The organism is Kordia sp. (assembly GCF_022447245.1).
Lineage (GTDB): Bacteria > Bacteroidota > Bacteroidia > Flavobacteriales > Flavobacteriaceae > Kordia.
The window spans coordinates 150608-173659 of record NZ_JAKVBC010000002.1 but is presented as its reverse complement, the minus strand read 5'-3'; the positions used below and the strand labels follow the sequence as shown (position 1 = coordinate 173659).

Sequence of the window (23052 nt, the reverse complement as noted above, 5' to 3'; positions counted from 1 at the left end):
ATTACAAGGACTCCTTTAAGATAAACGCTATACATTATTGAAAAATGAATACTCTCAAATTCAAAATAAGAACTGATAAAAAAAGAAATCTACTATTTTATGATTTTTTGATTGATGGAAAGTCCTTGTATGACATGTGCCAAATGGAAGACTATGATCAAATTACTCCTTTTGGATGGGATGTGAACCTAGAAGAAGAGAAAAAGATGATACAACAGTTTTTAGGTAACAAAAGGAATGAAGAACTTGAAAGTGGTCGCGTAAAGGTTTTTGTTTGTGCAGAATGTGGTGATATAGGTTGTGGCGCAACAACAATTGAAATTTCGGAGAAACAAGATGAAATAATTTGGTCAAACTTTGGAGATGAAAATAATTATGAAAAAGAAATAGACTTTTTCAATTACACAGATATTGGACCATTCAAATTCGAAAAAATAGCATATAAAAAAAGCTTCAATGAATTACTGCAAGCAATAACAGTATACAGCAAAAAATAAACATTGTTAAAATTGTATTCACATCCAATAGCTTAAAGCTAAGCCAGTCTAAAAACAAAGTGCGTCTAAGAAGTCTATTAAAATCTAAAGCACCAACTTTCGAAACACATCCCAAAGGACAACTCCAGTACTTACTGAAATATTCAAGGAATGTTTGGTGCCAAATTGCGGAATTTCAATCACATAATCACTAGCTGAAACGACTGCTTGCTGCACACCTTTCACTTCATTACCAAACACTACAGCATAGGTATTTGTTTTCTCAGGAGTAAACTCATGTAGCATTGTTGCATTCTCAGCTTGTTCTATAGACGCTACTTTAACTCCATTTTCTTGCAGTTCTTTTACAAGCTCTAATGTATCTTCACGATATTCCCAAGCAACGGATTCAGTTGATCCCAAAGCAGTCCTATGAATGTCTTTATGTGGTGGTTTTGCGGTAATTCCACATAAATAAATCTTCTCTATCAAAAAGGCATCACTCGTTCTAAAAACCGAACCAATATTGTTTAAGCTGCGAATATTATCAAGGATGACAATAAGGCTTGTTTTTTGTGACGATTTAAATTCGTCTACACTCAATCTGTTTAGTTCACTATTTTTGAGTTTTCTCATAGATACTCCGTAAGTTTTCCTTGAATTTATTTAAATTCGCGTTTAACGAATATTGTACAAAAATAACATTAAAAATAGCAAACATTGGCAAAAAGTAGCGCGAAAAAAGTAACTCCTTTAATGAAGCAATACAACAGCATCAAAAGCAAATATCCAGATGCAATGCTATTATTTCGAGTAGGTGACTTTTATGAAACTTTTGGGGAAGACGCTGTGAAAGCAGCCAATATTTTAGGAATTGTATTGACGCATCGAAATAATGGTGGCGATAATATTGAGTTGGCAGGATTTCCACATCATTCCTTAAATACCTATTTGCCAAAGTTGGTCAAAGCAGGCGAACGTGTAGCTATTTGCGATCAGTTAGAAGATCCGAAGCAAACCAAAAAGATTGTAAAACGTGGCGTAACAGAATTAGTAACACCAGGAGTTGCTTTTAATGATGAGGTTTTGCAAGCAAAAACGAATAATTTTTTGTGTGCTGTTCATTATGGAAAAAAACAGTTAGGAATTTCTTTTTTAGATGTCTCTACGGGAGAATTTATGACCACACAAGGTTCTGCAGAATATATTGATAAGTTATTACAAAATTTTAAACCGAGCGAAATTTTAATTCCGAAACAGAAGAAATTAGAATTTGCAGATACGTTCGGAACAAATCATCATATTTTCTACTTGGAAGATTGGGTTTTTAAAACAGACTTTGCCGAAGAAAAACTCATTACGCACTTTGATACGAGTTCACTAAAAGGTTTTGGTGTAGAAGATTTAAACGAGGGAATTATTGCTTCTGGAGCAGTTTTACATTACCAGTCAGAAACGCGACATAACAAGTTGCAACATATCACGTCCATTGCGCGTATTGCAGAAGATGCCTATGTGTGGATGGATCGTTTTACTGTACGAAATTTAGAATTGTATGCTTCAACCGCTTTCAATGCAATTACATTATTAGATGTGATTGACAAGACGATTTCGCCAATGGGGGGACGTTTATTAAAACGCTGGTTGGCATTGCCTTTAAAAAATAGTCAGCAAATAAAACAACGCCATGAAGTTGTAAACTATCTGTTGAAAGAAGAAGATGAATTGGAAAAGATTCAGCATCATATCAAACAAATTAGTGATATTGAACGCTTGATTTCCAAAGTAGCTACGGGTAAAATCTCACCAAGAGAAGTGATTCAATTGAAAAATTCACTCGAAGCCATTGTTCCGATCAAACAGATTACGAGTAAAAGTTCTAACGAGGCGTTAAAGGTGATTGGTGATACCATTCATGAATGTGAATTGTTGCGTTCTAAAATAAAAGAAATCTTAAATGAAGAAGCGCCTGTAAATATTTTGAAAGGAAATGCAATTGCAACGGGATATTCTGATAAGTTAGACGAGTTACGCGGTATTGCTTTTTCTGGAAAAGATTATTTAGACAAAATGCTAGAGCGTGAGTGTGAAGCGACAGGAATTCCATCCTTAAAAATTGCTTCCAACAATGTTTTTGGATATTATATAGAAGTTCGAAATACGCACAAGGCCAAAGTGCCAGAGTCCTGGACGCGCAAGCAAACCTTGGTGAATGCAGAGCGTTATATTACAGAAGAACTGAAAGAATACGAAACTAAGATATTAGGAGCTGAAGAAAAGATCATGCAGATAGAACAAGAGCTATTTGCTGATTTAGTTGTTTGGATCAATCAATATATCAAAGCAGTGCAGCAGAATGCAAATATTGTTGCAAAACTAGATTGTTTGTGCGGATTTGCAACGCTAGCAAAAGCAAATAATTATGTATATCCGCAAATTGATGACTCGTATGATTTGGATATCAAAAATGGACGTCATCCAGTAATTGAAAAACAATTGCCAATTGGTGAAACGTATATTGCGAATGATGTGTATCTTGATCGTGAAGCGCAACAAATCATCATGATTACAGGGCCGAATATGAGTGGTAAATCTGCCATATTGCGTCAAACTGCTTTAATTGTACTCTTAGCTCAAATGGGAAGTTTTGTGCCAGCATATTCCGCGAGAATTGGTTTGGTGGATAAAATTTTTACAAGAGTAGGTGCGAGCGATAATATTTCGATGGGCGAGTCTACGTTTATGGTAGAAATGAACGAAACCGCTTCTATTCTGAATAATATTTCGGAACGTAGTTTGGTATTGTTAGATGAAATTGGTCGTGGAACAAGTACGTATGACGGAATTTCGATTGCCTGGGCAATTTCAGAATATTTACACGAACATCCATCACGTGCAAAAACCTTATTCGCTACGCATTATCATGAATTAAACGAAATGACCGAGATTTTTGATCGTATCAAGAATTATAATGTCTCAGTCAAAGAATTAAAAGATAATGTTTTATTCTTGCGTAAATTGGTCAAAGGTGGAAGCGAACACAGTTTCGGAATTCATGTAGCAAAAATGGCAGGAATGCCGCAGCAGGTTATTCATAAAGCCAATAAAATATTAAAACGTTTAGAAAAATCGCATTCCAGTGAAGAACTCGCGGACGATTTAAAAAGTGTAGAAAACGACATGCAATTGAGTTTTTTCAACATGGACGACCCATTATTGGAAGAAATTAAGGAAGAAATCTTAATGACCGACATTGATACCTTAACACCTGTAGAGGCTTTAATGAAGCTGAATGAGATAAAACGCATGTTGGTACGCAAAAAAAAGTAGTTGATTTCGAGAAGATTATAAAATAATTTATTCTTTTTCTTGAAAACGCTTTGGTATTTAAAGAAATGTGTTAAATTTGCATCCGCAATACAGTAATAGTGTTGCACGCTCATATAAATAATTTGCGAAAATAGCTCAGCTGGTAGAGCGTAACCTTGCCAAGGTTGAGGTCGCGGGTTCGAGCCCCGTTTTTCGCTCAATATAATATCCACGCTCGAGTGGTGGAATTGGTAGACACGTTGGACTTAAAATCCAATGGCCTTTGGGCCGTGCGGGTTCAAGTCCCGCCTCGAGTACTAAAGCCCTTCTTAATCTTATTGATTTTGAAGGGTTTTTTTATGGAATTATATTTCTTTATGTTATCTCAAGAAACTATTAATACTGATCGAGATATACTTTCTTCAAAATATGTTTTCTAATAATCCGCATCGTTAAGAGAATAAAAAATACACTAAAGCAAATATCTTTAATTTCTTAGCACAATCACGCACTAATAGATCTACTTGTTCATTTATATCGGAAATTGACTTTCTATGCGAGAATAAAATTTAGGCAATTGAATTATAAAAATAAGAGATTACTAAAATCATTGATTTACGACATCTAAAGAATACTCTTAAAGAGCTAGAAGGTGATGAATGGGTAACAAAATTCAACCTATGAGTCTTAATCTATATAAGAATAGATTAAAGGCGGAGACCGAAAAGCCTAATAATAAGAGTAGGAATGACCAAAATGTATTAGCAATGAAAAAAAAATTAGTAATCGTATGTATTTGTCTATTGGGATGCTTATTTCTAAGTGCTCAAGAGCGAAGACAAGGTTCCATTATTGAAAATATTTCTAAGTTAAAGGAAGCCAATGTCCAGTTTGAAAAAATACATTTTTTTGAAGAAACTTCTAATGCCAGACTAAGTAGGCAAGTTCAAAAAGATGTGAAAGCATTTAAGTTGCTCAATGTGTCAGCATCTGCTTTAGAACAGATACATAAAACAGAAGAACGATTCTTTGCAGTATCGGTTCCGCTACCTGATGGATCTTTTGCTCAATTAAACTTGATAGAAAGCTCACATCTCATAGGAGATTATACAGTTCGTACTAGTAGTGGAAAACAATATACTAGTATTCGAAATACAATAACCTTTCTTAGAGGAGAAGTAGAGCATAATGGAGTCAAAGGAATCGCTGTATTAACTGTTGGGCAAACAGAAATAAGTGGAATGTTTTCTCTACCTCATTTAGGTAATTTTTCCATCGGAAAAATGGAAAATGAAGCAGCACACATAGTATATCAGGATGCTGATATTGTATCCTTTCCTGATTTTATTTGTGAAGTAGAAGAAGGGGATTCGCATCCTCACAAAGATAAAAAGAAAGAGAATGCGACTCCTAAAGCTTTTGAATCTACTTGTATTAAGGTATATATAGAAGCAGGTTTTGAATTATTTACCAATCGAGGAAGTGTTGCAAATAGTGAAACATATGTGATAAGTTTATTTAATCAGGTAGCTGTTTTATACCAAAATGAAAATATTGCTATAGATATTTCAGAAATTCTTGTGTGGGATACCGACGATCCATATGCCGATAGCGACTCAGCAGATATATTAAGTGATTTCCGTAGCGAACTAGATGACAATTATGTTGGTGACGTAGCGCATTTAGTCGATATGGACCCTGGAGGTAATGGAGGAAGAGCTAGAAGAGATCAATTATGTGATAAAGATGATGCGCATGCGTATTCAGATGTACGTACTTTTATAGGAACTGTTCCTAATTATTCTTGGTCTGTGTCGGTTTTTGCACATGAGATGGGACATACTATTGGTTCTCGTCATACACATGATTGTGTATGGGGACCTAATGGAAATGAACAAATAGATGATTGTGGAAGTCAGTTTTGGAATGATATTGATGATTGTGATGATGACAGTGTAATCATTCCTCCTACAAATGGAGGTACAATAATGTCGTATTGCCATGGATCTGGTCCCGGAATTGGTTTTGCTTTAGGATTTGGTGATGAACCTGGAGACCTTTTACGAGATAAAGTTGATGATGCAAACTGTTTAGGTGGTTGTTTCCCTTGTGATACTACCGATAGTGCTGATTTTGAAATTGAAACCTATTGTGAGAATGGTACATGGAAAGTAAGTGTAACAGCATTGGATTTGGATCCTCAAAATCATTGGTGGGGATTGTATCAAACCGATACGCAAGGTGAAGTTGGAGATGGAAATACCGTTGACGGTCCAATTGGTGGTATACAAAATGGTTTAACAGCTAGTTGGGGTTGGTTAGATCAGTCTAAAAGATACTACATTAAGCATGGTATTTGGAGTGATTTCTGCTATGGTTGGCGCGAACGTCGTATTGCCATTGAACCATTTTATGTGGAGCCAGCAGATTTCAAGCTAGAAAATCAAAACGATATGGAGAAAGAAGTTTTCTGTATTGGTGAAGATATTTGGGCAGATGGAAATGCAACCATTGGAGAAGGTAGATATAATATTCATGCCTGGAGATTTGTAAATGGTCAAAAGCAGTGGTTTGGGTCTATAGGATGGTTTTACGGAAACATGACTGAAGTCAATATTTCTGAAGAATTTGCTGCTCTTGATAATCCTAAATACTTTACGGAAGGCGAATACGTGCTCACGATTGCTTTCGCCAATCTTGGTGAATGTAAAGTATGGACACCAGTAGAAAAGAAATTTGCCGTAGAATGTTGTGATGATATTTGGGATGCCAGTTTCTTTCCTGCTACTAATGCTGGTTCAGGAAGCACATATAATATTTCTTCCTCTAATTTTGAAACCTACAGTGGTCATAATGTCATACATGAATGGTATCTATTAAAAAGTGATGGTATGGGAGGATATAGCCCAGTAACATCTTCTGTAGGTACTATTAGCTATGGCGGTGCAGAATATGGCGTAGAATATACATTGATTCATAAGTTGCGGACTCCTTGTGGTGAAGTATGCTTTGCTAGAACTATTTTCATATCTGGAAGACCAAATCCGAAACCAATTATTTCAACCAAAAAAGAAGTGATCGATTGTGATATTATTGATTCTTATTTCCCATGTGATATAAAAACGGGTAAGTTTCGTTTTGATTGTGCTACAAGTGAAGTTTCCTGGGGACATCAGCCTAATGTAGACGGATATGTTTTACGTGTTTATCTTAACCAGGGAGAATGTTGTGAAACACCATTAACACAACCTAGTTTTACAAAATATTTCAATTATACTCAAAATAGTTATACAATACCTAATGCAGATGACGTTGAATGTTTAACTATTCAACTGGGAGTTATTTGTGATGGAACTGTTAAATGGGGACAACCGTTTTGTAGAACATGTTGTCGAATAGAAGGTCCGCCAACAAACTTAGATTATAGTTGTGACACGTATTGGGCAACATTTGATCCAGTTGCAGGCGCAGATCAATATGTTATTGAAGTTATTTGGAATGATCCTGATTGTTTCTGCTTCGAAGGTGCTGTAACTACTGATACATGGAATATAGGTGACCGAACTCAAGTTCGTATTTTTCCAAGAGATGAAAGATTTCATTGCTTCTCGTTTAGAATAGGCGCAAAGTGTAATGGTTTAAGTGAAACTATTTGGAGTGAAAAAGAATGCTCTTTTTGTTTTGATGATCCACCTATAAGAGCGGAACAAGATACTAAAGAACTATTGAATTTATTGATTACTCCTAATCCAGCTACTTCAAAAGTAGAATTTATGGTAAGTACAGATCAAGAAACCAAAGGTGAATATATAATACGATCATTTAACGGAGTAATAATAAACCGTATTAATGACGCTAGTCAATCTAGAATGCTTGATATTAGTAAGTATCCTAAGGGAATTTACTTTGTACAATTTATATCAAACGCAGGACATAAATCAGAAGTGAAGAAGTTGATTGTAAAATAAATAATTAACTCTTATAAAAATAAGCCTCTTTACTTTTAGTGAAGAGGCTTATTCTTTTTCGTATTCAAAGCAGTTTGATTGCTTAATGAATCAAGCGTTTTGTAAGAAAAAGATTGTTGTTTTGTTGAAAAAAACTAGTATTAGAAGCTACTTCTAAAATATATTCTTGGAATAGTATTTTTGTTTTTTATGAAGCTTTTTTTGAATGTAAGTGTCTTAAAATAAGCAGCTTAAGATTGTTTTGTTTGTGCCGATATTTTCATAATTACGACTTCAATTTCTTTCAATTGAAGGTTTAGTTATTTAGGTTTGAACGTATTTAACTTAAAAATCAAACAATTATGAAAAAAAAGAATTTGAAAAATTTAAGACTTAACAAAAGGTCAATTTCTAATTTAGAAAAGAGCAAAGCTGTAGGTGGGCAAGCTGGGTCAATTACAATTGTACCTTGTTGGTCGGTAATTTCATGCCCTACAATTGGATGCACTCAAGGATGCACTCAGGAAGCTTGTGATATTTCAATTCCGCTTACCGATTGTATTTCTCTTCCAGTAATATTTCATCCATGTAAAGATGGTATTGGAGATTTGTAATATTGTTTTTAAGAATTACCAAAGGTTTTACTTTGGTAATTCTACTTTTTCATATTAATTACTTCAAACGCTCTTTTAATTCCTTGGTTGTTTTGTATAAACCATTTATGAGAGGTTAATTTTTCAAAAACAAAAAAAAGTGATTTTAAATTAATTTTTTGAATAAAACACAGTACTTTTAATAACATGAAGCGACTGTATTTTGTCTTTGTTTTTTCCCTTTTTAGCTTTTATATATATGCACAGCAACAATTGAAGAAGGATTCGTTGCAGCAATTTTCTACAGATTCTTTATATAAGCTTGTCAGATCAAATCGTTATAAAAACCCGTTACGCGCTAAAACATATGTACTTTCGTATTATAAGCGAGTGAGAGACCAAGGTAATTATGCAAAAGCATTTAATGCAGCTTGCATAACTTCGGTTGTTTATAACACTTTGGGGCAAAAAGATAGTGCGCATTTTTATGTGGATGAAGCTGCTCAGATAGCTTTGCAAGCAAATGACGAAAAAAAATATTACAGCAGTTTAAATATTAAAGGATCTATTTGTTTTAGTTATGACGATTTTGCAAATGCACTTTCAAATTACAAACAAGCCTATGTCTATTTTGAAAAAGAGAATAATATTAACAAATTAGCTCAAATACGGCACAATATGGCGTTGATAGAAAACCAAATTGGGCGCAGAAAACAAGCGCTTCTCAAAGTAAAAGAAAACTTGCGTTTGTATGATGAAGGTGTATTTGATAAGAAAAAACGACTTGCGGGATATCTGAATACTTTATTGAGCGTTAGCAATGTGTACACAACTATTGCAGATGATTATACAGAAGAACGGACTCAGTATTTAGATTCAGCAATGTCCTACAATAAATTGGGTTTAGATAAAAGTTTTGAAATTAATAATTTAGAGATGTACAGTTTTTTTTTAACTGTCCAAGGAATTATTTTTCAAAAAAGAGGCAACTTTTCCAAAGCCTTTAAAGACCTTGATGATGCCGAAAAATTGATACTAAAACTAGGTTTGAATAATCAGTTATCTATTGTGTATTTGCACAAAGGAAAGAACTATTTTATTCAGAATGAAATCGACGAAGCGCTGCCTTATTTGTTAAAAACTGATTCCATCATTACCAAAGACAATACGTATTCGCAGAACCTTCAAGAGACGTATATTCTATTAGCCCAATCTTACGAAAAGAAAGAGGACGTCAAAACTGCATCAAAGTATTGGAATATATTTCAAAAAAAGACTAAGGAAAATGATAAGTTGATGCGACAAGTGTCAGAAGAGTTGTATAAAAAATACGATGTTCCATCATTTATTAAGAGAATCGAATTACTGCAAAAAGAAGCAGAGGACAAGCAGTTTTTATCTACATTATTCATAAATATAAGTATTGTATTAGTCCTCTTATTTATAGCTGGCTTTTGGTATTATAAAAATAGAGAGCGGACATTTAAAAAGCGTTTTGATATTGTTTTAAACGAATTAAAAGCAATAGAAAAATCACAAAAAAGAGTAGAATCTAAAACTGCACAAACCTATGTAATTACCGATGAAAATATTCAAAAGATTTTAGATGGTCTTGAAAAATTTGAAAAGAAAGAACAGTTCTTACAAAAAAAATGCACGCTCAATTACGTGGCAAAAAAGATCAACACCAATAGTACATATTTATCCAAAACATTGCAATCACACAAGCAGAAAAAGTTTGTACAGTACATAACGGATTTACGATTGGAATATGCCTTAAAGCGATTAAAAAACGATACCAAGTTTCGAACTTATGATATCAAATCAATTGCCTCTGAACTGGGTTTTAATACGGCAGAATCATTTTCCAAAGCCTTTAAAAAGCGTACAGGTATCTATCCATCATTTTATATTAAAAACCTTAATAAACTTAGTACTGATCAAGGAAATTCATAAGTCGTATTTATGTAAATACGATTATATTTCTTTGTTGTATGTAGCTTTCCTAAGTAAATTTATTCAAATTAAACTTTTTATTACCTATGAAAAAATTTAAGAAATTAAATCTCAAAAAACTTAGTGTTGCAAAATTAGATGCGAATTTACAATCTAAAAAAATTAAAGGTGGAACAGATCCAAACACGGATCTTACTTGTGGAACATTTGAAATGAATTGTCAAACTTCTGTGAGAACAAATACAGAGTTCTCAATCAATTTTGACAATAACTGTCCAGATCCTAATTTCAGTAAGCCTGGTCAGAGTTGTGTCTGTCTCTAATAATTTAAAATTTTTAAATGCAAATCTCCAAGAATTACGGTTTTTGGAGATTTTTTTATTTCCTTTCTTTTTAAAAAAAAATTAAGTAGTAGTATATTAGTGTTTTAAGTGTTTTTAAATTTGAAAACCTACTATAATTACGGTAAAACCGTAACAGAAGTAATGTTTAATCGTATTCACCTCACCAGATATAGTTTAATTTTGTTAAAAACATATTGAGGTTTAGGGGAATCTCATTATAATAGTATTATTCTATTAGATAAAAGGGAGATCATGCTAGTGATTACTCCCTTTTTTTTTTAGTGTTGCTGAGGAAACTTAGAGAAATATAAAATTTAGTTATATATTAAATCGAGAAATTAGGGGGTCTCATTTAGTAGTGAAAATAACTTCCATTAACCTAAAAAGGGATTTCCCAAACTTTCTATTTTCCGAAAAATTCAAAACTATCACTTACTTTATAGAACTCGAAAACCTTACTCAAGGTATCTTTTTGTGCGAAAAACTCAAATTTTTTATTTAGAATAATTTAAAATAACTATATTTGCGCTCAATAAATGAATAAATTCTTATGTCTTTTTTAGTTGCGATAGAAGATGCGCCAGCAAAATCGAAGAAGAAAAAAGTAAAGATTGCACAAAGCGTAAAAAGTAAATGTTGTAAGAAGTATAAAAAAGGAAAGGGCAAGCGTTGCAAGCGTTGCCCATGTTTTGATTTATTGAAAAAAGCTTCGTAAGAAGCTGTTCTTTTTTATTTGAATGCGTTTAATCCAGTGACGTCTAATCCTGTGATTAATAAGTGAATATCGTGTGTTCCTTCATACGTAATTACACTTTCTAAGTTCATCATATGACGCATGATAGAATATTCTCCAGTAATTCCCATACCACCTAGCATTTGACGTGCCTCACGTGCAATATTTATTGCCATATCTACATTGTTACGCTTTGCCATAGAAATTTGTGCAGAAGTTGCTTTTCCTTCGTTGCGTAAAACTCCCAAACGCCAAGTTAATAATTGCGCCTTTGTGATTTCCGTAATCATTTCAGCCAATTTCTTTTGTTGTAATTGGAACCCTCCAATTGGTTTTCCAAACTGGATACGCTCTTTGCTGTAACGTAAGGCAGTATCGTAGCAATCCATGGCTGCTCCAATAGCTCCCCAAGCAATTCCGTAACGTGCAGAATCTAAACAACCAAGTGGTGCTCCTAATCCAGTTTTGTTGGGTAGTAAGTTTTCTTTTGGAACTTTAACATTGTCAAAAATCAATTCTCCTGTTGCAGAAGCTCTTAATGACCATTTGTTGTGCGTTTCTGGTGTAGAAAAACCTTCCATACCGCGCTCAACGATTAATCCGTGAATTCTTCCTTCTTCATTCTTTGCCCAAACAACAGCTACTTGTGCAAACGGTGCGTTTGAAATCCACATTTTAGCTCCATTCAACAAATAATGGTCACCCATGTCTTTGTAGTTGGTTGTCATTCCACCTGGATTAGAACCGTGATCTGGCTCTGTTAAACCAAAACAACCCATCCATTCACCAGAAGCTAATTTTGGTAAATATTTTTGACGTTGTTCTTCTGTTCCATATTTCCAGATAGGATACATTACTAATGAAGATTGTACAGAGGCTGTAGAGCGAACTCCAGAATCTCCACGCTCAATTTCTTGCATAATTAAACCATAACTAATTTGGTCTAAACCTGCGCCACCATATTCTGCTGGAATATATGGTCCAAATGCTCCAATTCCTGCTAATCCATCAATGATTTGTTCTGGAAACTCAGCACGTTGTGCATATTCTTCTATAATCGGAGATACATCTCTTTTTACCCATTCGCGGGCTGCATCTCTTACTAATTTATGTTCTTCGGATAGTAGCTCGTCTAAGTTGTAGTAATCAGGAGCTTGGAATAAATCTGGTTTCATTAATCGTATGTTTATAGCATTTTTTTAATACTCAAATTTACGGATTGTTCGTAAATCGCGACTACAAAAGTAATTAATGAAATGTCACAAAACAAAGACAAATTGTTATAATTTTAAATAAAAAGCTTTTGTAAGTGAAATATAATCATCTGTGTACTGGTGTCTTGCTGTCTCAATGACCAATTCTTCTACGTTATTTGTAGTTTTTTTAAACGAAAAAGAAATTAAACTTCGTTTAAAATCTGCCTCAGGATTTCCTTTGACATGACAGGTTTTTTGGGGAAATAAAGCATTGATTTTTGCTAGATTTACAAAATACTCATATTCTTTGTAGGGAATAATAGTTTGAAATTCACCTGTTGGTTCTAGCAAATGAGCAACGCTAGCAAGTAATTCTTCAAAAGGCAACGCGTCTGTAAAGCGTGCCGTATCACGTTGTGTATTTTCAGTTTTGTAATTTTCGGTGTAGAATGGCGGATTGGAAACGATTAAATCGTACTTGTCTTCAATCTCTGCTACAAATTCATCCAAACCTGCGTGATAGCAAAATAAACGGTCGCTCCACGGAGAGTTCTCAAAATTTTCAACAGCCTGTTCGTAGGCATCATCATCAATCTCCAAGGCGTCAATCACTTCAGCATGGCAACGTTGCGCCAATTGTAAAGCTATCAAACCAGTACCGGTACCAATATCTAAAATAGAAAACGGATTGTTTTCAATCGAAGCCCAAGCGCCAAGTAAAACGCCATCAGTACCAACTTTCATAGCTGTTCTATCTTGTTGAATGGTAAATTGTTTAAATTGAAAAGGTTTGCTCATAACTTATAATTCAAGTGATTTGGTTCCAGAAATTGCTATACCATGTTGGGTAAACCAGGATCTCCACCAGTAATGATATCAGTATTCGTTGTCAAATCAAACGTTGCTATTTGAAACCCTGTGTTTACATTTAACTCCTCGCCGCACATTTCTATAGTAGGAGGTGTAGTTGCAAATGGATTCTGAGAAACAGAAATATCGAAACTCGTAGTATCAAATATTCCCGAAGCTGAATCTTCTATGCGTACATAAATAGTTTGTGGATTCACCGTATTACAAAATCCAGTAACAGGAACAGCATTTGTGTTTGTAATTGCATCCATATTGGTTTCATAAAAAGAAACAACTAATCCAGTAGAATCTTGCGTTCCTATGATTTCTACAATTGAATTTGAAAAATCAAAATCGCAAGAAATACCAGAATCATTAGCAATACATAAGTTGATATTACTGGCGGGATTTGCTACTTGTGCAATGCAAAAATTTATAAAAAGAAAAAATAATAGAAGAGGATACTTTTTTTTCATGGTTCAGTTGTAATGGTTACCATAAAAGTATCTTTTTTTTTGTAAATCACAGATATAAATCAATTAATCCTTCGGGAGCTTCAATATGAATTGTTTTAGTGTCACGATCTACCTTTTTGATAATATCATCATTGATTGGAATTAAAATTTCAATGCCATCACGATCAATCTCAAACAAAGGTTGCGAAGTATTATCATTGACACCAGAAATGATTCCTACTGTTCCATAAGAGGCATCTTCTACCGTAAAATCAATAATCTCGTGATAATAAAATTTGTTGCCCTCTAATTTTGGCAAGGCAGCTAATGGTAAATACAAATCGCACTTTAACAACTGATCGGCATCTTCTTCTGTGTCTACATCTTCAAACTTAAGTCTTAACAAGTCTGATTTGTGTAAAGATGATTTTTCAATAAAAAACGGTAAAAAATCACGACCAAGTTGTATAAATACAGCGTCTAAATCTTCGTACAAATCTGGTTGATCAGTATCGAGTTTCGCTAGTAATTCGCCTTTAAAGCTGTACTTCTTAACAATCTTTCCTAAATAAAAACAATCTTCAATTCGCATATCTATATCATAAAAAAAAGCCTAGCAAATTTACTATTTACTAGGCTAAAAATTATATGTAATATCTATAATTTATTCTTCTTCACCTGCAGGAGTTTCTCCAGTATCTTCAGCTGCATCTTCTACAACAGGAGCATTAGCGGCAATACGAGCTTCGTTTACAGCTTTCTCTGCTTCAAATGCTTTTGCTTTTGCATCAGCATCAGCTTTCGCTAAACTGTCAACTTTACCTTGTACTTTACCTTCTTTTTCGGCAACCCAAGCATTGAATTTCTCATCAACTTGCTCTTCAGTTAAGGCACCTTTACGAACTCCACCTAACAAGTGATTTTTGTACATAGCACCTTTGTAAGAAAGTATTGCTCTTGCAGTATCAGTTGGTTGAGCACCGTTTTGTAACCACTTTACAGCACCATCAACATTTAAGTCAATCGTTGCAGGGTTAGTGTTTGGATTGTAAGTACCTAATTTCTCTAAGTATCTACCATCTCTTTTTGCACGCGCATCAGCGGCAACAATCCAGTAAAAAGGTTTTCCTTTTTTACCGTGTCTTTGTAATCTAATTTTAACAGACATAAAAAATTAATTTGTGAGGTTCACGACCTCGATTATTAATAAGGCTGCAAAAATACTATTATTTCTGAAACACAACCACTTAATATTGCTTTTTTTGGTGTTTAAACGAGAAAAAGTAAAGTTCGTTAGTAATAAACTGTAATTTTTGCGCCAATATAAGTGGTCATAATGCGAATATTTGAGTATTTGCAATAACTGAATTCCAAATGTGAACTTTTCTAATTTTAATAATCTTTACTTTCTTTTTGATTCCTAAAATTCAAGAGCAGGAATTCTACTCTGTAATAGCAGAGAACGGTTTGATAGTGAGAGCTAATCCTGATGTAAAATCTGAAAGAATTGGGAAATTTTATTGTGGAGAACCTTTAGAATTGGTTGATAAAACCAATGTCAAGTTAGAAATCAATTATAGTGGCAAAAAAATAGAAGGGAATTGGTATTTGGTGAACTCAAAATCAAGAGAAACATCAGAATTAAAAGGGTATGTTTTTTGTAATTTATTATTTAAAAAATAATGACATATGGAACATGGGTTGGGGCTGTGACTCTTGTAAAATAGTTTGTAGTTCTGAGTTCTCGTCTAAATATACTGACTTTACAACTTATAATTTTCAATCAGAAGAGGCTAGAGAAGAAAGTAAAAATAAAGACACGCTTTTGTCGTATGAAGAGGTTTTTTATGAAGTAGGAAATAAGCTTTTTAAAATTAAGTCAAAGAAAAAATATAAAAAAAATAGAAGTATATTCTACAGTTGTAGAAGCGCTAAATTCATGGGGAGAAACTAAAAATGAAGATGGAATTGTGCCTAAATGGAAAGGAAGTCAACCGTATAAAAAAATGGAGCCAACCAATGCATTTTTCTATAGAATACGAATCACTAATTATGATGATATTAGAGAATCTACTGTGAAGAAACTCAATTTAGAACGAGCGCCAAATTGGGAAGAAGTAGGTGAAGGTTGGTGGGTTCCAATATATAAATACAAAGGATTAATCGTTCCGTATGAAATAAAGTCAGTATTGCTCAAAGTGGTTACAACTGATGCAAATGGTACAGTTGTACAGATTATGTTGAAATTGCACTTTCTTATGTATGTTGAAAAACGGTGGTTACTTTTGTTAAAGATATCGTTTTTAGTAATCACGATAGTTAATAACTCAATAATTGTGAAGATTTTTTCGGTTTAAAAGAGTGCTGGCAGTCTATTATGCTGCTGATATGGTGTTAATAACTCCATCGGAAAAACAGGAAAAAAAGTTGTAATTTTACGTGTTCTAATTTCCTCTATGTAAAAGCACTCTATGTACTTAATATTTGATACCGAAACTACAGGTTTACCAAAGCGTTGGGACGCACCAATTTCTGATACAGATAACTGGCCAAGATGTATACAAATTGCTTGGCAGTTGCATGATGAATTAGGAAACTTGATTGAACATCAAGATTATTTAATACAACCTGAAGGATTCAATATTCCGTATGATGCTGAAAAAATTCACGGAATTTCAACGGAATTAGCAGCCGAAGAAGGTATCACGTTAGAAGAAGTCTTGGCAAAATTCAACATCGCCTTATCAAAAGCGAAATTTATTGTTGGACAAAATGTTGGTTTCGATGTCAACATTATGGGGGCAGAATTCTATCGTGAAGGTGTTGAAAATAATTTGCAAGAACTTCCTGTGTTGGATACCTGTACAGAAGCTACAGCAAGCCTGTGTCAAATTCCAGGGGGACGAGGAGGAAAGTTCAAGTTACCAACGCTTACAGAGTTACACAACTACTTATTCGGAATCGGATTTGGTGAAGCGCACAACGCAACTGCCGATGTAGAAGCAACTACGCGTTGTTTTTTAGAACTCATCCGAAGAAAAGAATATACCATTGAGCAATTAGACGTTGTGCCAGATTATTTTGAACGCTTCTCGGAAAACAATCCGCAGCCAATCGAAATGATTGGATTGAAGCATATCAATCTAAAAGCGGCTTCTGACAAAATACGAAAGCGTTTAGCTAAAGAACAAGCTGGTGATGGAATTTCAAAACAAGAAATCGCAGAAAATCTTGAAGCTTTAAAAAATGCGCCGTTTTCACACTTGCATAATCATTCGCAATTCTCAGTATTACAATCTACTTCCAGTATTGGCGATTTGGTAAAGGCTGCAGGAAAATACAATATGCAAGCAGTTTCAATAACCGATCATGCCAATATGATGGGCGCGTTTCACTTTGTAAAAGAAGTAAATGGCTATAACAAAGGTGTCAAAGCAAAAATTGCAGAAGCTGAAGAAAAAGGAGAAACTACCGATGCGCAAATTCTTAAGCCTGTTGTAGGCTGCGAATTCTTTGTCTGTGAAGATCACGAAGACAAAACGCGAAAAGATAACGGATATCAAATCGTATTGATCGCCAAAAACAAAAACGGCTATCATAATTTGGCAAAAATGTCATCTATCGGATATACCAAAGGATTTTACTACGTTCCGCGAATTGACAAAAAAGTGCTAGAGCAATACAAGGAAGATGTTATTGTATTGACAGGAAACTTATACGGAGAAGTGCCAAGCAAAGTATTAAATGTTGGAGAAACTCAAGCAGAAGAAGCATTACTTTGGTGGAAAGAAACTTTTCAAGATGATTTGTACATAGAAATCATGCGTCACGATCAAGAAGATGAAAACCGTGTGAATGACGTATTGGTCAAATTGGCTAAAAAGCATGATGTAAAACTAGTTGCAACGAACAATACCTATTACATCGCGCAAGAAGATGCCACAGCGCATGATGTTTTATTATGTGTGAAAGATGGCGAAAAGCAAGCCACACCAATTGGTCGTGGACGTGGATATCGTTACGGATTGCCAAATCAAGAATACTATTTCAAGTCGCCAGATGAAATGAAAACTTTGTTTAAAGATTTGCCAGAAGCAATCCTTTCCATACAAGAAATTGTAGACAAAGTAGAACCATTTGAATTGGCACGTGATGTTCTATTACCTGCGTTTGATATTCCAGAAGAATTCCAGTTTGAAGAAGACAAAATGGATGGAGGAAAACGTGGAGAAAACAAATACTTGCGACACTTAACGTACGAAGGTGCGAAAAAAAGATATGGTGAAATAACACCAGCAATTGAAGAACGACTCGATTTTGAGTTAGGAACGATTGAAAATACAGGTTATCCTGGATATTTCTTAATTGTAGAAGATTTTATTCGCGAAGCCAGAAATATGGATGTTTCGGTAGGTCCAGGTCGAGGATCTGCAGCCGGTTCAGTGGTAGCGTACTGTTTATGGATTACTAATATTGACCCAATAAAGTATGACTTACTTTTTGAGCGTTTCTTAAATCCTGATCGTGTATCCATGCCCGATATTGATATTGACTTTGATGATGAAGGCCGTGGTCGTGTCATGGATTATGTAATTGATAAATACGGTGCGAATCAAGTAGCACAAATTATCACCTATGGAACGATGGCAGCAAAATCTTCCATTCGTGATACAGCTCGTGTGCTAGATTTGCCGTTAAGTGATGCGGATAGAATTGCGAAGCTGATTCCGAATACCAAACTGGCAAAGATTTTTGGAAAGTCGGAAGCAGAATTGAAACAAAAGTTTAGAGCAGAAGAAGTTGTACTGATCAATGAATTGATAGAAATTGCCGAACAAGACAATCTAGAAGGAGAAACGGTCAACATGGCGCGTGTCTTAGAAGGTTCGGTGCGTAACACGGGAATTCACGCCTGTGGAGTCATCATTACACCAGACGATATTACCAAATTCGTTCCTGTGGCATTGGCGAAAGATTCAGACATGTACTGTACACAGTTTGATAACTCGGTGGTGGAAAGCGCAGGTCTGCTAAAAATGGATTTCTTGGGGCTGAAAACACTGACACTAATCAAAGATACTGTCAAGCTGGTAAAGTATAAACACAATGTTGAAATAGACATTGAAGACATTCCGTTAGACGACGAAGAAACCTACGCATTATTCCAAAGGGGAGAAACTGTTGGTGTATTCCAGTACGAATCTCTTGGAATGCAGAAGCACATGAAATCGCTCAAACCAACAACGTTTGCCGATCTTATTGCCATGAACGCACTGTATCGTCCAGGGCCAATGGAATACATTCCTAGTTTCATTCGAAGAAAGCATGGAGAAGAAGATATTGAGTACGATTTAGAAGCTTGTGAAGAATACTTAGAAGAAACCTACGGAATTACTGTATACCAAGAGCAGGTGATGTTGCTGTCGCAGAAATTAGCCGATTTTACCAAAGGTGAAGCCGATGTCCTACGTAAAGCGATGGGTAAAAAGCAAAAAGCGGTTCTTGATAAAATGAAGCCTAAATTTATTTCACAAGCTTCAGAAAAAGGACATGCAGAAGATAAACTTGAGAAAATTTGGAAAGACTGGGAAGCATTCGCAGCCTATGCCTTCAACAAATCGCACTCAACTTGTTATGCTTGGATTGCGTATCAAACAGCATACTTAAAAGCACATTATCCTGCCGAATACATGGCGGCGGTACTTTCGAATAACATGAACGATATCAAAACGATAACCTTCTTTATGGAAGAATGTAAACGAATGAAGTTAGATGTATTAGGTCCAGATGTAAATGAATCGTTCTATAAATTTACAGTAAACGATGAAGGTGCAGTACGTTTTGGAATGGGCGCAATCAAAGGAGTGGGTCATGGAGCCGTAAAAACTATTGTAAAAGAACGTTCGGAAGGAAAATACAAGTCTGTATTCGATTTAGCGAAACGAATCGATTTACGAGCCGCTAACAAAAAAGCCTTTGAAAACTTAGCATTGGCTGGTGGATTTGATTCGTTTGGTGATACACACAGAGCACAATATTTTCACACTGAAAATAATGACAACATTACTTTTTTAGAAAAAGCCGTAAAATACGGAGCAAAGTTCCAAGAAAATAAAAACTCAGCGCAAGTTAGTTTATTCGGTGAAGCGAGTGAAGTACAAATAGAAGAACCCAAAGTGCCACCATGTGAAGAATGGGGAACGATGGAAAAACTAGCACGAGAAAAAGATGTAGTTGGAATTTATATTTCTGGGCATCCATTGGATGATTTCAAAGCAGAAATGAAGTTTTTCTGTAAAGGTGATTTGTCTTATTTCTCTCAAATGGAAAACTATGTAAATCGTGAAATTCCTTTTGCAGGTGTTGTAACAGAGGTACAGCATAGAGTTTCTAAAAATGGCAAAGGTTGGGCGTTATTTACCGTCGAAGACTATTTGGAGTCATACGAATTTCGAATTTTTGGGGAAGATTATTTAAAGTTCAGACATTTCTTTGTTCCAAATTCATTTGTATATATAAAAGCTTTTATAAAAGAAGGTTGGGTAAATAAAGACACAGGAAAACGCGGTGATCCTAGAATTCAATTTAATTCGATGCAATTGTTGCAAGATGTGATGGAAACTGCTGCTAGAAAACTGACTATCCAATTGGATGTGAATAAGCTTAAAGAGCAAAAGCTCGATTTTATCAATGAAATCTTAGAAACGCATAAAGGCGATAAGTCGTTGCACTTTACGTTGTATGAAGCTAAAGAAAAAATCAAATTGCAAACTTCTAGTAAGAAGAAAAAAGTGAATATTACACAAGAATTACTAAATGCATTAGAGGAAGAAGATATTTTGTATAAAATTAATTAGACTAGGCATCTTAAATTTTAAAAGTTGAATTTTGAATGCGTTTTCCAAAATTCATAGAATTAAAAAAAATGGTATTCCAAAAAATCATTCAAAAAGTTGAAAATAATCCTAAACAACTCTTTCTTGTTGATGGATTTGGAGCTTTGTTGTCAGCCTTTTTATTAGGATTTGTGCTAGTTCGTATAAAAGATGACATTGGAATGCCTCCAGCAATATTATATGTACTTGCAGCAATTCCCATAGTTTTTGCAATTTTTGATCTATATTGCTATCGAAAAGAACATAAAAGAGCAGGAATTTTTTTAAAAATGATTGCTATATTGAATATACACTATTGTATTGTCTCTGTTGGATTCGCAATGTATCATAAAGAAACACTTACAAGTTTAGGGTGGATATACATAGTAGTTGAAGTTTTCATAATACTTTTGCTTTCTGCCATTGAGTTTACTGTTGGAAAGCGATTGACGGAAATTAATAACGATTAAAGTGTCTATAATAAGTCATGAAAAAAGAAAATCTGCTTGTCTTCGATATTGATGGAACTTTATTAGATAGTGAAAATGTGCATCAAACAGGTTTTGTAAATGCACTACATTCCATTGGTGTTGAATTCGTAAACACTGATTGGGAACATTATACACACTTAACAGACAGTTTTATCGCCAAAGAAAACTATGAACGTGACGTAAATAGAGGGTTTTCCAAGCAAATGTTGCAAAAGTTTGAAGCAGCATTTTTAGAAGAAATCAAAAACTGCCAAGTCACAGAAATAGCTGGTGCAAATACGTTTTTACAATACATTATCAATGAAACTAACTATGCGGTTTGCTTCGCAACAGGTTCTATGTTATTGCCAGCCAAGTTAAAACTTGATCGTGCTGGAATTGAGTATGATCAAGCTTTATTAGAAGCATCTAACACTTATTTTACCAGAGAAGAAATTGTCAATGCTGCCATCGCGAAAGCAAAAACATATTTCAATGTTACCAATTTCAATTTCAAGCGTGTCATTTCTTTAGGTGATGGAATTTGGGATGTAAAAACCGCAAACAACTTAGGAATTGAATTTGTTGGAATTGGTTCAAATAACAAAGAAAAACTACAACTTTCTGGAGCGAAACATCATTTTACCGATTTTACAGTTTTTGACATGTCACTTTTATGACAAAATATTAAATAGAGTATTTAAAGAAAATTTGAAGGAACCACAGGTTATCATTGATATTTTTTAATCTAATTCGGTTAATTTCTTTTTTGCGTATCCATTTCCATACTTGGCTGACTTTTTATAGTAATGTTTTGCTTTAGACAAATCTTTTGGGTAGTCGCTCGCCAATCCACTTTCATAATAACTCGCCAAATTATATAATAGGTTCCCAAGCGTATAATCATCAAGTATCAAAGCAGTCATATTGTTATTGACTAAACTAATCATAGTCTCCATTTTCAGATTTGAAGCAACTTCCAAACCAAAAAAATCTCTCATAGCCCAAAAACAATTTGTTTTACCATACGGAGCAACACAAGCTCCTTTTGTATAATAAATTGCGGCTTCTTTTTTATCAGTTTCTACACCTGTTCCTTGATTATATGCAAATGCTAAATTATTTAGTGCTGTATAATCAAAACTATCAGCAGCCTCTTTTAACCATTTTACTTTCTTTTTGTCAATTTTGTCTATAAATGTATAATATCTCGCTAATCGTCTTTGTGCAATGGCACTATTATTTTCAGCCTCTTCAATAAGTTTTTGAAGTCCAAAATTATTCACCCAATTAGCTAATTTATCTTTAGCAATGACTTCTCTTTTTAATTCACCATCATCAGTATAATATTTTTGATATTCTTTTAAGTTTTGTTGTACTTTTTTCAGAATCATTTTCCACTCCGCAGTTCCGTGAAGCTTAGATAAGTCTGTATCATTTTTAAGATGTTCAACCATATTCAAGCCTTTATCCGCAGAAATATTCAAATATTTTAATGATTTTGTAGTATTCCCTGCTAATGACCATAGACAGGCTGTATTATAGTAATCCCTAAAATTACCTTCTTTTGGCTTAAAGGCTTTCTCGTATTCTAATGCTGCTTTGGTGTATTTACCGTTCTGATACAAGCGCGTTGCATTATTGATTCTTTGTTCATAAGTCTGCGTATCTTGATGACTTTCTTGTGCATTTGTGTATGTGGTAGAACCTATAAATAAGGTAATTAGTATTAATTTTAATAGTTTCATTTTTTTTATTTCTAAAAATTTATTTTGAATTCCGCTATAATAAAATATAATCGTCTCGCTATGATTTCATTACGAAGAAAATACGGGAATATTTTCGATAT

18 protein-coding genes and 2 tRNA genes are annotated in these 23052 nt (G+C 34.3%); 13 read left to right on the top strand and 7 right to left on the bottom strand.

Translation table 11 applies throughout. From position 1 onward, the window contains the following. Positions 1-44: 44 nt before the first annotated feature. Positions 45-497: a hypothetical protein gene (locus MK119_RS02190; protein WP_290670334.1), complete on the top strand. Its 453-nt coding sequence runs from the start codon at positions 45-47 to the stop codon at positions 495-497. Positions 498-581: 84 nt separating this feature from the next. On the opposite strand, the gene MK119_RS02185 is transcribed toward MK119_RS02190, so the two are convergent. Continuing rightward, the gene (locus MK119_RS02185) at positions 582-1112 is read right to left on the bottom strand and encodes an RNA methyltransferase (RefSeq protein ID WP_290670331.1); all 531 of its coding nucleotides are present in this window, start codon (positions 1110-1112) and stop codon (positions 582-584) included. A gap of 84 nt (positions 1113-1196) precedes the next feature. On the opposite strand from MK119_RS02185, the gene mutS reads away from it, so the two are divergent. The 7 genes from mutS to MK119_RS02150 all read left to right on the top strand — a co-directional run bounded on the left by mutS (position 1197) and on the right by MK119_RS02150 (position 10604). Beyond that, complete coding sequence (mutS, locus tag MK119_RS02180) at positions 1197-3806, top strand: DNA mismatch repair protein MutS (RefSeq protein ID WP_290670328.1); 2610 nt, start codon at positions 1197-1199, stop codon at positions 3804-3806. A 124-nt stretch (positions 3807-3930) separates the two neighbouring features. Next, a tRNA-Gly gene (locus MK119_RS02175) sits at positions 3931-4003 on the top strand. 15 nt (positions 4004-4018) lie between these two features. Continuing rightward, positions 4019-4102: transfer RNA gene (locus MK119_RS02170), tRNA-Leu, on the top strand. A 450-nt stretch (positions 4103-4552) separates the two neighbouring features. Further along, a complete protein-coding gene (locus MK119_RS02165; RefSeq protein WP_290670325.1) occupies positions 4553-7753 on the top strand; it encodes a M12 family metallo-peptidase in 3201 nt (1066 codons plus the stop codon). Positions 7754-8094: 341 nt separating this feature from the next. Continuing rightward, positions 8095-8346 carry a hypothetical protein gene (locus MK119_RS02160; RefSeq protein ID WP_290670322.1) on the top strand — a complete coding sequence of 84 codons (252 nt, stop codon included), beginning with the start codon at positions 8095-8097 and terminating at the stop codon, positions 8344-8346. Positions 8347-8598: 252 nt separating this feature from the next. Beyond that, entirely contained in the window at positions 8599-10281 is a 1683-nt protein-coding gene (locus MK119_RS02155) for a helix-turn-helix domain-containing protein (protein ID WP_290670319.1), read from the top strand. An 86-nt stretch (positions 10282-10367) separates the two neighbouring features. After that, entirely contained in the window at positions 10368-10604 is a 237-nt protein-coding gene (locus tag MK119_RS02150; protein ID WP_290670316.1) for a hypothetical protein, read from the top strand. 750 nt (positions 10605-11354) lie between these two features. Here the strand turns inward: MK119_RS02150 and MK119_RS02145 are convergent. The 5 genes from MK119_RS02145 to MK119_RS02125 form a co-directional block, all read right to left on the bottom strand. Beyond that, on the bottom strand, positions 11355-12533 hold the full coding sequence (locus MK119_RS02145) for an acyl-CoA dehydrogenase family protein (RefSeq protein WP_290670313.1): 1179 nt from the start codon (positions 12531-12533) through the stop codon (positions 11355-11357). 105 nt (positions 12534-12638) lie between these two features. Further along, positions 12639-13352, bottom strand: coding sequence for a methyltransferase (locus tag MK119_RS02140; RefSeq protein WP_290670310.1), 714 nt, complete (start codon positions 13350-13352; stop codon positions 12639-12641). 35 nt (positions 13353-13387) lie between these two features. Beyond that, positions 13388-13879, bottom strand: coding sequence for a hypothetical protein (locus tag MK119_RS02135; protein ID WP_290670307.1), 492 nt, complete (start codon positions 13877-13879; stop codon positions 13388-13390). 46 nt (positions 13880-13925) lie between these two features. After that, positions 13926-14450, bottom strand: a complete 525-nt coding sequence (gene rimM / locus MK119_RS02130) for a ribosome maturation factor RimM (RefSeq protein ID WP_290670304.1) — start codon at positions 14448-14450, stop codon at positions 13926-13928. Between the two features lie 72 nt (positions 14451-14522). Then, positions 14523-15026 carry a 30S ribosomal protein S16 gene (locus tag MK119_RS02125; RefSeq protein WP_290670301.1) on the bottom strand — a complete coding sequence of 168 codons (504 nt, stop codon included), beginning with the start codon at positions 15024-15026 and terminating at the stop codon, positions 14523-14525. Between the two features lie 245 nt (positions 15027-15271). Here MK119_RS02125 and MK119_RS02120 point away from each other — a divergent pair, with 245 nt between their 5' ends. The 5 genes from MK119_RS02120 to MK119_RS02100 all read left to right on the top strand — a co-directional run bounded on the left by MK119_RS02120 (position 15272) and on the right by MK119_RS02100 (position 21883). Next, positions 15272-15541: an SH3 domain-containing protein gene (locus tag MK119_RS02120; protein ID WP_290670298.1), complete on the top strand. Its 270-nt coding sequence runs from the start codon at positions 15272-15274 to the stop codon at positions 15539-15541. Between the two features lie 287 nt (positions 15542-15828). Beyond that, complete coding sequence (locus MK119_RS02115; protein ID WP_290670296.1) at positions 15829-16215, top strand: hypothetical protein; 387 nt, start codon at positions 15829-15831, stop codon at positions 16213-16215. A gap of 114 nt (positions 16216-16329) precedes the next feature. Next, positions 16330-20715 carry a DNA polymerase III subunit alpha gene (gene dnaE / locus MK119_RS02110; protein WP_290670293.1) on the top strand — a complete coding sequence of 1462 codons (4386 nt, stop codon included), beginning with the start codon at positions 16330-16332 and terminating at the stop codon, positions 20713-20715. A 35-nt stretch (positions 20716-20750) separates the two neighbouring features. After that, positions 20751-21203: a hypothetical protein gene (locus tag MK119_RS02105; RefSeq protein WP_290670290.1), complete on the top strand. Its 453-nt coding sequence runs from the start codon at positions 20751-20753 to the stop codon at positions 21201-21203. Between the two features lie 17 nt (positions 21204-21220). After that, on the top strand, positions 21221-21883 hold the full coding sequence (locus tag MK119_RS02100; RefSeq protein WP_290670287.1) for an HAD family hydrolase: 663 nt from the start codon (positions 21221-21223) through the stop codon (positions 21881-21883). Between the two features lie 63 nt (positions 21884-21946). Here the strand turns inward: MK119_RS02100 and MK119_RS02095 are convergent, their stop codons facing one another. Beyond that, the gene (locus MK119_RS02095; protein WP_290670284.1) at positions 21947-22951 is read right to left on the bottom strand and encodes a hypothetical protein; all 1005 of its coding nucleotides are present in this window, start codon (positions 22949-22951) and stop codon (positions 21947-21949) included. Positions 22952-23052: the final 101 nt, after the last annotated feature.